Here is a 12,213-nt window from a genome sequence, read left to right as displayed (position 1 = left end):
TCCCTACGTTCCCGGTAGTCGGCGGCGACGCCGCCGCGCTTCCTGCGCACCGCTTAGGCGCGCCGCGCCCACCGCGATCCCTGGCGCCGCCGCCTGGAGCTGGCTCCCCGAAATCGAGGTGACGGTGGCGGTGAACAGATCGGTGTTGAGATTGATGTCGACTGCCATGCGCCCGCCGCCGCCGACATCATTGGCAGCCATCATGCGTCGCGATTCTGCAGCCGGGTAAATCCGGGTTCCCGACGGGAGATCCATGATCTCTTTGCCGTTCTCGTTGACGTAGGTCATCCCGCCCGACCAATATTCGGTGCCAACGGCGTTCCCACTGAGGAGGCCCGACAGGCCCACGGTCGTCTTGCCGACAGCTGCCGACTTTCCGCCACCGAACAGCGCGCCGAGTTTGCCGAGTGCGGAGCTGAGGGTGGGCAGATCGCTGTTGCCGTTGATCAGGTTCTTCAGCGGGTTGAGCAGCGCGAGCTTCATGAACTCCGCCTGCAACTCGCGCGTGATGGCCTTGCCGGCGCTGCCCCAATCGTCCCAATTACTCGGGTCTAGGACCGTATCAACTAGCCCCGCACCGAACGAGCGCAGCTCGCCCATCGCCGCCGCGGCGACCTTCAGCTTGGCGTTCATCTCACCCTGCGCAACGACGCCAGCGACGATCCGGTCGACGTCCGCCGCCGCCATGTCCGGAAACTGCCGGCGGATATCCAGCGCGACCTTCAGCTTGTCGAGCTCGGCCTGACGGACGTTATCATTCGCGCCGACGAGTTCCAGCTCGCGCTGCGTTAGGGCCAGTGCGTCGCGCTGCCCGACCAGCGAATCCGTGACATACTTCGAACGCGACGCCTGATAGCTCGCTTCGGCTTCGTGCTCGCGCTGGCGGACGAGCCGCGTCCGTTCCGCAGACCCGGCCTTCAACCCCAGCCCATCCGCTTCGAGGTTCGCAGCGCGACCGGCGGCATTCAGCGCCTTGTCGAGCGGCGACAGATCGATGTCGGCGATCGCGCTCTTGAACTCCTCGGCGCGGTCGACGCTGCCCTGCATCGCCTTCTCGAACGCAACGCTCGTTTCGGCCGCCCGGGCCCCCGTCATCGCCTCGCGATACTGGTCGATCAGCGTATTTAGCCGCGTCAGCGCATCACCCTGCGCAATCGTGCGCAAAGCAAGCAGCGGGCGCAGGGCAGCCTCATCCGCGAGCGCCGCCGACATATCGGTAACTGCCAGCGTGCCGTCGCGGACCTGCGCCAGGACGCCCAGTCGCGCCGTCGTCTCGTCACGCATGCTGGCGACGCTCTTCGCGCCATTTGCCACGCCCTCGGCGACGTTGAGCGCCAGCTGACGCCGAACCTGCGCGTCGACGTCGGTGCCCTTCTTCGTAGCGTCGGTGAGCGCCTTGCGACGCGCCTCCGCCTCAATCCCGGCGGCACTGCTCTTCAGGTAAGCATCGGCAACGTCGAGCGCGGCGCGCGCGCTCGCCTCCATCGACGCCGCCTCGCGCGCCGCGGCTGCGGCCCTTCCGGCGCCGCTCCGCTCCGCCTGGTTGCGGGCACGGTTGCCCGCCTCGGTCGCGCGCGTCTCGGCATCCTGGCGGCTGATGACAGTGCCGGCGAGATCCAGTCGCTGGCGTTGTGCGGCGAGCGCCGACCGTTCGGCTGGCGTCTTCGCCGCGGCGAGCTTTGCATCGATCGCGGCCAGCTGGTTCGCCTTCTCCTGCCGCGGAATGAAGGTGGCGATGGCGTTGCTATAGGCGTCGATCGCGCCCGTCAGCTGACGACGATCCTCGGCGGAGGCGTTCGAGGGGAGCGCCTTCAACCCGGCGCGAAGGGTGCCCAGCTGCTTCTGATACTGATCGCGACTGTCGCCGGAGAACGCCCCGGCTACGTCCATGGCGCGTTGCAGCGCCTGGTTGCCAGCAGCATCGATCTTACGCTTCTGCTCGTCGGCGCCGGGAAGGAGGAAGCCGAGGCCCTGGCCGTTCAGACCCACCTGCCCGATCATGTCGAGGTAGCGGCCGAGCGATACCCATGCTCGGTCGGTCGCGGACTTCACGTTGTCCCAGACGTAAGCGAGCCCTTCCGTTTTCGCCGCCGCGCCGCCGATTGCACCCTGCAAATCCTTCAGCAGTTCCGCTTGCGCGCGGGTGTAGTCGCCCTCCTCGACCAGCTTGGCGATATGCTCGATCTGCGCCTGCGTCAGGAAGCCGTATTCGCCAGCCAGCGCCTGCGCGCCAGCAATCGGATCCTGGAACGCTCCCGCCAGGACCTTTTGCGCGCCGGCGAGATCCGTTCCCGTCGCCTTGGCGAAGTCGTTCGTAACGGCAGTCAATCCGACCAGCACGTCACCCGATTTGGCAACCTGTAGATACCCCGTCTCGATTTGGCGGGCGCTGTCCACAGTCATGTGGCCTGCCGCCGCCGCCGCTTCGGCGGACGCCTCGAGCTGCATGCCAGACAGGCCCAGCGCCATGCCCGTGCCGCGCGCGGCGGCGCTAAGCTTTTCCGTTGCGGCAGAATAATCGTACCACGCCTTCGCCCCGATCGCCGCAGCCAACCCGACGCCGCCGAGCAGCAGCCGCGTCGGGGTCAGCAGCGCGCCAACCTTGCGCAAGCCGCCAGCGACGCCGCCCTCATCCATGCTGAGGACCGATTCGAAGTCGCCCGCCTGCATCACGGCGGCGCGCATGACCGGGGTGCCCGCGGACACGCTGTCGAAGAAATTGCGGATCGCGGCGCCGCCGACGACCATCTGCATGCGGTTGAAGCCGGCGGAGCTCGTGTGGCCGTCGAGCGAGCGCTTCGCCTCATTAAGGCGCTGCGTCGACATCGCGACGAGGCGGCCGTGCTCTTCCTCGTTGAGATCGGTTCGCTTCAGCAGGTCGTTATAGGTGGCGAGCTCCTCGTCATACCGGTGCTGCGCAACGGTGAGCGGGTCGAGCATCGCCCGCAGCTTCGCGACGGTCGCCGCGCGGTCGTCCTCCGCCTTCTGTAGCAGTCGCTGCGCCTCCACCGCCTCGCGCGCGCCGCGCTCCTCTTCTTCGAAGGCGGCGGCGAACACGGCTGCGGACGCCTTGGCGGCACCCGTCGACCGGTCGAGGTTGACGGTGGCGAATTGCCCGGCATTGCCGCGCCCGGCAAGCACCTGGTCAACGGAGGCGTTGGCCGACACACCGGCGGCTGCCAGTTTCGCGGCATTCGCCTGGCGCTGATAGCTGTCGATCTGCCGCTTCGTGTACGTCTCGGTCGCCCGGGCGGCGCGCTCGCCTGCCTGCTCGGCGGCAACGGCGACGCTTTCCATGGCATCATCGCCCGCCTTCTTCACCTCGGCGAAGTCGTTCTTTACCTCCGCCTTGCCGTCCATACCGAGGCGGAAGCCGACGTTACGCATCGTCATCGTCGTCCTCCCCCTCTTCCTCACCGGGCTGCGCAGGATTGATTATTGCCGCCTCGATCTGCGGCAGGATCGACACCAGCATGCGCGTGTCGACGCCGGCGGCGCTCGCCATCATCATGACGGCGGTGTTGTCGAGGCCGACCGCGCGGGTCGTAAAGCCTTCAGGCGTGGGGATCGTAGCGAGCCGGACCTGGTTGCCGATACCGGCGATCAGCTCCCAGAGCGCTTGCCCCGCTTCGGTTTGACAGGCTTCGGTGTCGTAAGGGCAGGCTGGGGCGCCGGTGTCGTCATCGCGGCATCGCCCTTCGGTTCGGTATCGGCAGCTGAGTTCGCAGTATCGCGCTCCGGCGTCGCCGCCGCTGTGGTGCCACTCACAGAGGCGGATGATCCGTTTTTTTCCCGATCCGCGTCAGTCCACGGGATGACATATTCGCGGTCCGCTGCCTCGACGAGGCGCGGCTCAGCGAGGAAGGCAGAAATCGTGCCCAGTTCGACGCCGGTCACGTTCCCGTCGTCGTCGGTACGCTCGCGATCATGCGTCGGCTCGATTGCATCGCCTTGCGCATCGCCGATGCCCGACCAGCTGACGATATTGTGGCGGATGATCGCGACGGTGAAGGCATCGGCGGCGCGCTGCATGCGATCCGGACGGCCTTCGAAGTCGCGCATCGCCGTGGCCACTGCCAGGCGCGCGTAGCGCAGCGACAGCGGGGACGGCTGGGCATTGAAGGTGACGGCGACCGCCTGCCGATCGCCCACGGCATTGATCAGGGTCTTCGTCACCGGCTCGGGGCTGGAAAGCTGGAACATCAGCCCTCCTGCGCGCCGTCGGCCGGGTCAGCCGGGGCGCCGTCATCGGCGATCGGCTCGACCGGCGGATCGATCCATTCGATCCGGATTTTGCGATTCTCGTCGATCGTCTTGAACGCGTTGCCCTCGCGGACGAGGTTTCCGTCGTCGATCGCATACCGTGACACCTTGCCGGCATCGCTGTCGGCGGCAATCACGCGGGCGATCGCCTCGCCGGTGGCAGCGTCAACGACGCGAATGTTGCCGAGGACCTCGTTCGGCGTGGTGCCGAATGCGACGGCAGAAGGGGCGACGATCGCCGTCGGATTGCGCTTGGCCATGTGATGCTCTCCCGGATCAGGCGTACGAGGCGACGTCGTTGACCAGCGTCGCGGTCAGCTGCGCGCCGGACGCGCCCGAAGCCTGATAGTTGAAGGTCGCCTGCAGCCCCTTGGGACCGGTGACCGGGCGCTTCGGGCGGGGCAGGAAAATGCGCGGCAGCGCGAACGTCAGGCTCCCGCCATCCTGCACCCAGCCGAAGCTGACGCCCGCAGGCAGCTTCGCGCGCGACTTGGCGAAGAGCGTGCCGCGCGGCCCGCGCGCGGTGAGCGAGCCGCTGGTCATCGCCTTGCCGGGGTCGACGCCGCCGATCCGGCCGTCGTCGCGGATCACTTCAACCTTATCGAGCTGGTTGCTGTAGGCGATGTCGGCCGACACGATGTCGGCCGCGGCGGCTCCCTCGATGGTGATCTTGCCCGTCGCCTGCGCGAACCGCGGCCCGCGAAGGCTGGTCGTGACGCCACCAATCGACAGCGCGACCGGGTCCGTCTCTCCCTGACCGATGAACGACAGGGTGGCGTTCAGATTGCCAGAGCGCGAGAGCGAGATCTTGATGGAGTTGACGACGCAGCCGTAGTTCGTGGTCCACGACGGTTCGTCGGGATAGCCCATCTCGATCGACGTCGACGGCAGCGCCTGCGCGCCCGACGTGAAGACGTGCGTGTACTTGCCATTGACCGGTCCGGTCGTCGTCGGCGGGCCGAACGTCTGGCGGAGCCAAAAGCCGATGCCACGCAGGTCGACCGGCACCACGACATCGCCATCGTTCGTGATGACGTCGGGCGTTGGATCGAGGCCTTCACGGCCGAACCCGAGCTGATCGTCCTCGATCAGGCCCTGCTCTTCGCCCAGGTTGTGGCTGACGAGCGGGAGCTTGGTGAAGGGGGTGGCGGGGGTCAGGCCGTACGTCGTCTCGGCGACGGCGTTCATAACCATGTTGATGCCGATGGGGCGACCCATAGACGTATCTCCTGGTGACGGGTGGAAGGCTCAGCCGAGCGGGCTGTCGGTCGAGTAGGAAGCGATGATAGCGAAGTCGGCCCAGCCAACCGGCACGGCGCCGGTCTTGTCGATCTCGCCATCCGACGGCGGCTCAGCGTCGAGGTAGATGCACAGGCCGCCCAGCGTGCGGTTCGCCTGGATCGCCAAGTCGACCGCGGCGATCATGTCGTCGAGCACCTCTTGGTAGGTGCGCGCGGTGGACTGGTAGCCCGCCATTTCGATGGGGATGCGATGATCCCACCAATAGGTCGCCGGCGACAGGTCGACGTCGGGCGTGCCGGGGTCGCCGGAGCGGACGATAACCATCCCGGTGGGGCTGACCCGCGTCGGCTTAGCGTCATCGGCGTCCATGCCCCGGACATCCGCGCCGGGCAGCGCGGCGACGATCATCGCCTTCACGGCAGTCAGCACCGCCAGCCGCTTGCGCATCGGGCTATCTCCAGCGGGCGTTGAGGTGGCTCTCGAACCGCTGCTCGGCGATCGCCGCGGGCGCGGAGAGGTCGACCGACTTCGGCTTCTTCACCGACCGGACGAGGCTGAACATGATGACGGCCTGCACGGGGCGCGGATTGCGGGTCTTGCCGCTCTGCTCCCGCTCCGAAGCGTTGCGCCAGCGCCCGGTCTTCTTCCGGATGACGAGGCCCTTCAGGACAAGATAGGCGACGGCGCGGTGACGGGTCGACGGGGTCCGGAACCCCTTGTCCTGCGGGCTTATGAATTGAAGCGTCCGACCGAACCGCTGCTCCACCTCGTCCGGCGTCAGGGCGTTGCCACTGCGCTTGCGGGGGCAGTCGTCGGTCGGGATGGCGAGGAACTTGCGACCGTTCTTCGCGACGATCATGCGGCCGTCGGCGTAGCTCTCGATGATCGCCGCGGCGCCGCGGCCGTCTTTCGACGGTTGGGCATAGATCCACCCGGCCGGCTCGAGGCTATGGACGCCATTGCGGTTGGGATAGGCGACCCCGCGCACGGCGTTGGCGAGGCGATCGCCCAAGCCTGCGGCGCGCACCTGATCGCGGAATGCCTCCTTCACGTCATCGGTCGTGTCGCTCATAGCCTCCGTGACGAAGCGGGCGACATCCGCCTCCGAGCCGTCGAAGGCGTCGGCAAAATCAGGGCGCTTGAACTTCGGCCGGAGCATCGCTCGGCTCCAACTCGCAAGCGTGAATGGTATCGTCGCGGTTGAGACGTGGGTCGCCGACCACGCGGAAGAACTCTCCCGTCCGGACGATCTTGATGATCCCGCCGCGCGGATCCGGCACCTGAGAAACAGGCAGGTGCATGACGTTGGTATCGACGACGACGACACTCGAGCCGAGCTCAGCCGTATCGGTCGGGCGGTCCCAAATGCCGACGATCCCGCCGACGCCATTGAACGTGATCGCCTCGCCGAACTCGTCGGCGGCGAAGAACGTGGCCATGTCGGCGGCGGGATCGATCGGCACCGGATCAGCCCTTCAGCACGTCGACGTGCTCGATCGCGCCGGTATCAACGAGATCCATCACCGCCTCGTCGTCGAGGCCGTGCGTCTTCAAGATGTCGTCGGTCAGCAGCGTGCCGGAGGCGATCTTGTTTTCAGGCTTCGGGCCCGTGACGATCTCGTGCACCGCACGAGGCATTTCGACGGTCTTCGGCGCGGACGCGGCGGCGGGAGCCTTATCGGCCATGGCAATTCTCCAAGTGATGCGGGGCGCGCCCGCGGCAGGTCGCCCGCGCCACTGGCGCGGGCGGATCAATCAGCGGACGGTGATGCAGGCGGTCGCGTTCGGGCGCTTCGGTACGAAGATCGGCGCCGACTGCGTCATCAGATATTCGCCGGCCGGGTTCTCCTCGATCCAGTTCTTCGAGAAGAGCCGGGTCGCGCCGTAATTGTTGCGCGGGTCGAGGATCGCGCCGTAGCAGGGCGTGCCCTCATAGGTGGCCGGCGCGCCGATGATGACGGTGTACTGCGGCAGCAGCTTCTTGGTGACGCCGTCGACGTCCTCATAGGTGTCGTTGTAGACGTAGAGCTCGACGGTGCCGAGGCGACCGACGAACACCGGCGAACCCGGCACGCCCGGCTTGTAGCCGAGGTCGACCGCGCTGGTGTTGCCCTGATAGGTCGTGTCGAGCTTGTCCTTCAGCTTGGGGTCCGCTTTGTAGAGCGCCCAGGCATCCTTCTCGAACACGACATGGCTGGGGGCGGCGCCGCATTCCTCGGCGACCTCCTGGATCCACGCCTCGAGGTTATCGACGGGCGAGACGTTCGCTTCACCCCAGCGGGCGCCGAGCGTCAGCGTCTTCGTCAGCGAGCCCTTGCGGTTGAAGTTGACCACCGCGCGGGGGTATTCGATCCCCTCGATGATGACGCCACCGGTGCGCAAGATCTCCGAGGCCATGACCTCTTCACGACGTTCGATCTTGGTCTTCTGACCGGCGAGCAGGTCGACGAAAGCTAGATCGCGACGCTGCTGCAGCGTGAACTCGCCCCCGATCGGCTCTCCCGGCCGACGACGGCTGACCTTATGCGCGTCGATGCGGTCGAGCGGCTTGATATAACCCGGCGCGAAGCGGTCGGTCTGGAACGGGCGGTCCTGGCCGGGAGTGCCCTTCGCATAGGGACTGACCCAGGGTGCGATGCGCTTGTCGTCGAAGACGCGATCGAACATCACCTCGGGGGTGTCGAACTCGATCGGGGTGCTTCCGAAGAACAGCGCGCGGAGGAAGTTGCCCTGCGTGGTCAGCGGCGTGATGATACCGATCAGCGCAGTGGTCGTATAGAGGAGAGGATCCATGGTCGGGCCTTTGCAGATATGAGCAATGGCGGCCCGACCAGGATCGGACCGACATCAGGATGCGGGAGGGTGGCGGGCGTCAGCCGTCGAACGTGATGCCGAGGTCGCGCAGCGCCGGGCGGATGCTGGCGAGCGTGTGGCCGGCGCCGAGCACCAGCTGCGAGCCGATCAGATCACCGGTTTCGACCGCCATCGCTTCGACATCGCCGGCCGTGGCATCGACGGTATAGGAGAGGACATACTGCGGCGCCTGGCTGCCGTCGTTCGCGGCGGCGGCCGAGATGATGGCCTTCTTGGTGGCATCGATGATGCCGAGCACGGCGCCGATCGGATAGATCTGGCCGGCGAGCAACGTCACCTTCTTGGTATTGGGGGTGCCCGACCGGATCAGCGTGACCGGGGCGGTCGACGAGGTCGAGGCGGCGCTTGCGCGGGAATACATAGGGAATTCCTTCGTGATGGACGGCCAGAAGGCCGGAAGTGCGGCGCTCGGCGATCAGGTCGCCGGCAGCAGGTGCTTCGCCGCGCGCACGCCCGCCTGCGCAGCAAGCGCGAGGATGCCGCTCGCGCGCTCGGCGTCAGTCTTCGCCTTGCCCTTGTCGGCCGATGCGTCGGTTCCCGGCTTCGGCAGCTGGTTCTTCTGCACCGCGCCCGCGGCGAGGTCGGCCATCGTCGCGCCGCGCGCCTTGGCGGCGGTGGCAATGCCGATCGCGAAGGCGCCGGCGTCCTGGCCCTGCTCGATCGCGGTGCGAAGCGGGGTCGCCAGCACGCTGGACGGGCAGAGGTCGGCGAGCGCCAGGATGCGGGTACGCTCTGCAGCTACGGCCGCGGCCGTCGGATCCGGCGTGTCGTCGGCACCACCCGCGGCTGCCTCCGCCGCGGCGATCTGCGTCCTGAGGCCAGCGAGCTCGGATTCGTCCGCCGTGTTCGCCGCCTCCTCTTCCGCAGTCAGATCGCGGTTCGCGCCAAGCGCGCTGTTGATGCGGGTCTCCATGCGCGTTGCGACCGCACGCGCCTGAGCCCGGAGTGCTTCCAGGTCCATCGTCTACTCCATTGGTGCGGGCGCGGATCGCCCAGGGTTCGCGCCCGACGTGGGCGGGAATTAGAAAGCGGCGGCCATCGCCGCGGCGCGGCGCCGCATCAGCGCGAGGCGGGTGCGGCTGGCGCTATATTTCGCGACGACATCGCGCAGCGTCATCACGCCGTCGGTGACGCCGAGCTCAGCAGCGCGCTTCGCCGAGAAGGTCTGGCCGGTGCCGTGCATGGCAGGGACGTCCGCCGTTTCCATGCCGCGCCCGCGCGCGATCGCAGCGACGAACGCTTGGTTCATCTCGTCGATCTCCGCCTGCATCTCGGCTCGATCCGCATCGGAGAGCGGCGCATAGGGGTGGCCGGCGATCTTCTGGGGATCAGACGCGATCAACGTCGTCTTCATGCCGATCTTATCTTCGAAGCCCGACATATCGACGTGGCCGCCGCGCACGCCGGCCGAGCCGACGCCGCCGCTAGTAGAGGCATAATAGGCGGACGCCTGCGTGCCGATCCAATGCGCGGCCGAATAGGCATAGGGGCTAGCGACCGCGATGACGGGCTTGATCTGCCGCACCTCATAGACCGCGTCGCCAGCTTCGGCCGTGCCGTAGACGAGGCCGCCGGGGCTCATGATGCTGAGCACAACGCACCCGACCGCACGATCAGCGCCCGCGTCACGGACCTGCTGCGAGAACCGCTCGGTCGACGTGCCACCATAGCTGCCCTTCGGCGAGAGCGGGCCGGCTAGCGGAATGATGACCGTGGCGCCATCGCGCACTGGGTCGGCAGGCTTCGCCGCCGAGGCGCCACCGCCGAAGGCGGCGAGCGCCTTCAACGCCTCAGGCAGCATAGCTTCCACCGATCCTCGCTTGAGCAGATCGCCCAACGCGTCGGGGTGCATGGCCCACAGGGTGCGAGCGCCGAACGTCTCAAGCATCCTGATTGTCCTTTCGTTTCGGATCAGCGGGCGGCGTGCCATCTTCGACGCCGCCGCTGCCCGCATTTGCGCTCGGCGTGCCTGGCGACACGGCAACCGGCAGGCCCTCGGCGACCCACGCGCGATGCTCGCGACCGCGGCGGGCGACGTTCTGGCGGAAGCTGCCGCCGGTGAGTTCGGCGGTGATTTCCTCGCCGGTCTGCCAGCCGTTATCCTGCCGGATCTTGTAACCGTTAGCCTCTTGGGCGGGGTTGAGCGTGATCTTGCCATCGCCGCGCCAGTCGACCCCGGTCCAGGCCGCGCGGATATCGAGATCGGAGAAGAATCCCGGCATGGCGTAGTCGCCACGCGCGACCTTCTCCGCGACAAAGCAAACATAGGTCGGGACGCACCAATCCCCGCCGAACCACGCACGCTCGGCGCGCACGTCCATGTACAGCGCCTCGAGCTCCGCCTTGCTGGCCGTGTAGCTCGAGTTGAACATCAGCATCAGCACGCCGGCGGGCACGCCGATGGCGGCACCGATCTGGCGCACGATGGCCTCAAAGAACGGGTTGAAGGCGCTGTTTGGCCGGCCCGGCGACTTGATCTCGACCTCCGCCTCGCTGTCGATCTCCATGACCGAGCCGGATTCGAACTTGTACGTCGGCGCGGCGGCCGGGATGTCGTATGCGGCCCCACCTTCCGCAGGTTCTGCCAAGCTATCCTCGTCGCCGTAATCCGGCTCCGGCATCGGCGTCGCGCCGGGGCTCTTGTAGACGACAGCGATCATCGCCGACATCACCGCGGCGAACAGCTCGGCATCGCTAAGGTCGGACACCATCTTGAGCGGTTCCAGGACGGTGGCGAGCAGCCCCACCCCCCTCACCTGCTCGGCGCGTTCCTTCTTGTATACGTGCACCACGCGCGGCAGCTGAAGCTTCGTGTCCCAGGCGTCGATCCGCTCGGGCATGAGGCTGGCCGCGTTGACCAGCTGCAGGTCACCCGGATGCTGCTTCAGGATCCAGTAAGCGACCGGGCTCCAATGCTGGTCGACCTCCACGCCGCCGGCGACGATGTTGCCGGTCGCGGGGTTCCTGGCACCATCCGTGATCGTCGGCGGGTTGCGCAGGCGATCCGCTTCGACAAGCTGCCACGCGGTGGCGGTCACGCGGCCAGGCTGATCCTCGGGCATGACGCGCAGCGCCAGCATGTCGCCCGACGTGATCGTCCCGCGCTCGACGATCGCCTGCACCCCGTACCCCGTCGCTTGGCGCGCTGCGTCAACGTCCTTCGATGCGAGATAGGCGTCGAAGTCGGTTGCGAGGCGCTGCTCCCACCTCTCCTGCTCATCCGCGGTCAGACCCAGGGCGGCGCCGTTGATCGCCGGGATCGCCATCAGGCCGGTGCCGATCGTGAATGTCACCTTGCGGTTGATCGCCGCGGTGGCGATCGGCTGGTTCATCGCCGCATCGCGCTGCTCGGCGCGCATCCGATCGGAACCCGGCAGGGTATCAGCGTTGGCGGAGCGCGCGCGGGCAAACCATCCGCGCCGTTTGGCGCGATCGGGCTGCGCCCCACGATAACCGCCTGCGCCGCCGCCGAACACCGACGACGTCGCCGATAGCCGCGCGCGGTTCTCAAGGCGGGCAAGCCCTGCGGCCGGATCGATGAAGCCGACGGCCCGGTCGATGAGGTTCGGCGTGACGCGGACCTTCATCTCAGCGGAGCCGGTACGAGCCACGGCGCACGCGACCGACAGCGTGCTTCTTCGGCGACGGGTTCAGGCGATCGACCTGGCCCTGCCAGAAGACGATGCCCTCGCGGATCTGTTGCAGATCGGCGCGCGTCAGCTTGCGGCCCTCGATCTCGTACGACTGGTTGTCGAGCACCCGCCGCTCGGCGACGAGATATTCCTTCAGCCGTGCGTCGGCGATGTCGAGGGTGATGCCGACGTCGGCCACTGG

General features: G+C 67.4%; 15 protein-coding genes. All 15 read right to left on the bottom strand.

Annotated features, from left to right (window positions below; all coding sequences use genetic code 11):
- Positions 1-3 precede the first annotated feature (3 nt).
- The 15 genes from ACP7A3_RS12590 to ACP7A3_RS12520 all read right to left on the bottom strand — a co-directional run bounded on the left by ACP7A3_RS12590 (position 4) and on the right by ACP7A3_RS12520 (position 12,210).
- Positions 4-3,393, bottom strand: a complete 3,390-nt coding sequence (locus ACP7A3_RS12590; RefSeq protein WP_426255808.1) for a phage tail length tape measure family protein — start codon at positions 3,391-3,393, stop codon at positions 4-6.
- Entirely contained in the window at positions 3,380-3,568 is a 189-nt protein-coding gene (locus ACP7A3_RS12585; RefSeq protein WP_426256043.1) for a DUF7697 family protein, read from the bottom strand. The genes ACP7A3_RS12590 and ACP7A3_RS12585 overlap by 14 nt, the downstream gene beginning before the upstream one ends.
- Positions 3,569-3,603: 35 nt before the next feature.
- On the bottom strand, positions 3,604-4,203 hold the full coding sequence (locus tag ACP7A3_RS12580; protein WP_426255807.1) for a hypothetical protein: 600 nt from the start codon (positions 4,201-4,203) through the stop codon (positions 3,604-3,606).
- Positions 4,203-4,523: a hypothetical protein gene (locus tag ACP7A3_RS12575; RefSeq protein WP_426255806.1), complete on the bottom strand. Its 321-nt coding sequence runs from the start codon at positions 4,521-4,523 to the stop codon at positions 4,203-4,205. The genes ACP7A3_RS12580 and ACP7A3_RS12575 overlap by 1 nt, the downstream gene beginning before the upstream one ends.
- Positions 4,524-4,539: 16 nt before the next feature.
- Entirely contained in the window at positions 4,540-5,481 is a 942-nt protein-coding gene (locus ACP7A3_RS12570; protein ID WP_426255805.1) for a phage tail tube protein, read from the bottom strand.
- 30 nt (positions 5,482-5,511) lie between these two features.
- Positions 5,512-5,952: a hypothetical protein gene (locus tag ACP7A3_RS12565; RefSeq protein ID WP_426255804.1), complete on the bottom strand. Its 441-nt coding sequence runs from the start codon at positions 5,950-5,952 to the stop codon at positions 5,512-5,514.
- 4 nt (positions 5,953-5,956) lie between these two features.
- A complete protein-coding gene (locus ACP7A3_RS12560; protein ID WP_426255803.1) occupies positions 5,957-6,664 on the bottom strand; it encodes a DUF6441 family protein in 708 nt (235 codons plus the stop codon).
- Positions 6,636-6,968 carry a head-tail joining protein gene (locus ACP7A3_RS12555; protein WP_426255802.1) on the bottom strand — a complete coding sequence of 111 codons (333 nt, stop codon included), beginning with the start codon at positions 6,966-6,968 and terminating at the stop codon, positions 6,636-6,638. The genes ACP7A3_RS12560 and ACP7A3_RS12555 overlap by 29 nt, the downstream gene beginning before the upstream one ends.
- A gap of 4 nt (positions 6,969-6,972) precedes the next feature.
- A complete protein-coding gene (locus ACP7A3_RS12550) occupies positions 6,973-7,191 on the bottom strand; it encodes a hypothetical protein (RefSeq protein WP_426255801.1) in 219 nt (72 codons plus the stop codon).
- Positions 7,192-7,260: 69 nt separating this feature from the next.
- Positions 7,261-8,298 (bottom strand): major capsid protein, encoded by a 1,038-nt coding sequence (locus tag ACP7A3_RS12545; protein WP_426255800.1) that lies wholly within the window; start codon positions 8,296-8,298, stop codon positions 7,261-7,263.
- Between the two features lie 79 nt (positions 8,299-8,377).
- Positions 8,378-8,740, bottom strand: a complete 363-nt coding sequence (locus tag ACP7A3_RS12540) for a head decoration protein (protein ID WP_426255799.1) — start codon at positions 8,738-8,740, stop codon at positions 8,378-8,380.
- 54 nt (positions 8,741-8,794) lie between these two features.
- Positions 8,795-9,340, bottom strand: a complete 546-nt coding sequence (locus tag ACP7A3_RS12535; protein ID WP_426255798.1) for a hypothetical protein — start codon at positions 9,338-9,340, stop codon at positions 8,795-8,797.
- Positions 9,341-9,400: 60 nt separating this feature from the next.
- Positions 9,401-10,267, bottom strand: coding sequence for a S49 family peptidase (locus ACP7A3_RS12530; protein ID WP_426255797.1), 867 nt, complete (start codon positions 10,265-10,267; stop codon positions 9,401-9,403).
- A complete protein-coding gene (locus tag ACP7A3_RS12525; protein WP_426255796.1) occupies positions 10,260-11,990 on the bottom strand; it encodes a phage portal protein in 1,731 nt (576 codons plus the stop codon). The genes ACP7A3_RS12530 and ACP7A3_RS12525 overlap by 8 nt, the downstream gene beginning before the upstream one ends.
- Complete coding sequence (locus ACP7A3_RS12520) at positions 11,968-12,210, bottom strand: DUF6148 family protein (RefSeq protein WP_426255795.1); 243 nt, start codon at positions 12,208-12,210, stop codon at positions 11,968-11,970. Before ACP7A3_RS12520 ends, ACP7A3_RS12525 begins: the two co-directional genes overlap by 23 nt.
- Positions 12,211-12,213 lie beyond the last annotated feature (3 nt).

The sequence above is a fragment of the Sphingomonas sp. DC5200-1 genome (assembly GCF_049897245.1).
Lineage (GTDB): Bacteria > Pseudomonadota > Alphaproteobacteria > Sphingomonadales > Sphingomonadaceae > Sphingomonas > Sphingomonas aquatilis.
Note: the sequence above shows the minus strand (reverse complement) of the source record. Positions and strands in the feature narration are given on the sequence as shown.

What these genes read in the sequence shown, in the direction of transcription:
- ACP7A3_RS12540 (WP_426255799.1), bottom strand. Translation starts at nt 8,740, where the DNA reads ATGTATTCCCGCGCAAGCGCCGCCTCGACCTCGTCGACCGCCCCGGTC.
- ACP7A3_RS12570 (WP_426255805.1), bottom strand. Translation starts at nt 5,481, where the DNA reads ATGGGTCGCCCCATCGGCATCAACATGGTTATGAACGCCGTCGCCGAG.
- ACP7A3_RS12530 (WP_426255797.1), bottom strand. Translation starts at nt 10,267, where the DNA reads ATGCTTGAGACGTTCGGCGCTCGCACCCTGTGGGCCATGCACCCCGAC.
- ACP7A3_RS12545 (WP_426255800.1), bottom strand. Translation starts at nt 8,298, where the DNA reads ATGGATCCTCTCCTCTATACGACCACTGCGCTGATCGGTATCATCACG.
- ACP7A3_RS12575 (WP_426255806.1), bottom strand. Translation starts at nt 4,523, where the DNA reads ATGGCCAAGCGCAATCCGACGGCGATCGTCGCCCCTTCTGCCGTCGCA.
- ACP7A3_RS12590 (WP_426255808.1), bottom strand. Translation starts at nt 3,393, where the DNA reads ATGACGATGCGTAACGTCGGCTTCCGCCTCGGTATGGACGGCAAGGCG.
- ACP7A3_RS12550 (WP_426255801.1), bottom strand. Translation starts at nt 7,191, where the DNA reads ATGGCCGATAAGGCTCCCGCCGCCGCGTCCGCGCCGAAGACCGTCGAA.
- ACP7A3_RS12565 (WP_426255804.1), bottom strand. Translation starts at nt 5,952, where the DNA reads ATGCGCAAGCGGCTGGCGGTGCTGACTGCCGTGAAGGCGATGATCGTC.
- ACP7A3_RS12580 (WP_426255807.1), bottom strand. Translation starts at nt 4,203, where the DNA reads ATGTTCCAGCTTTCCAGCCCCGAGCCGGTGACGAAGACCCTGATCAAT.
- ACP7A3_RS12535 (WP_426255798.1), bottom strand. Translation starts at nt 9,340, where the DNA reads ATGGACCTGGAAGCACTCCGGGCTCAGGCGCGTGCGGTCGCAACGCGC.
- ACP7A3_RS12560 (WP_426255803.1), bottom strand. Translation starts at nt 6,664, where the DNA reads ATGCTCCGGCCGAAGTTCAAGCGCCCTGATTTTGCCGACGCCTTCGAC.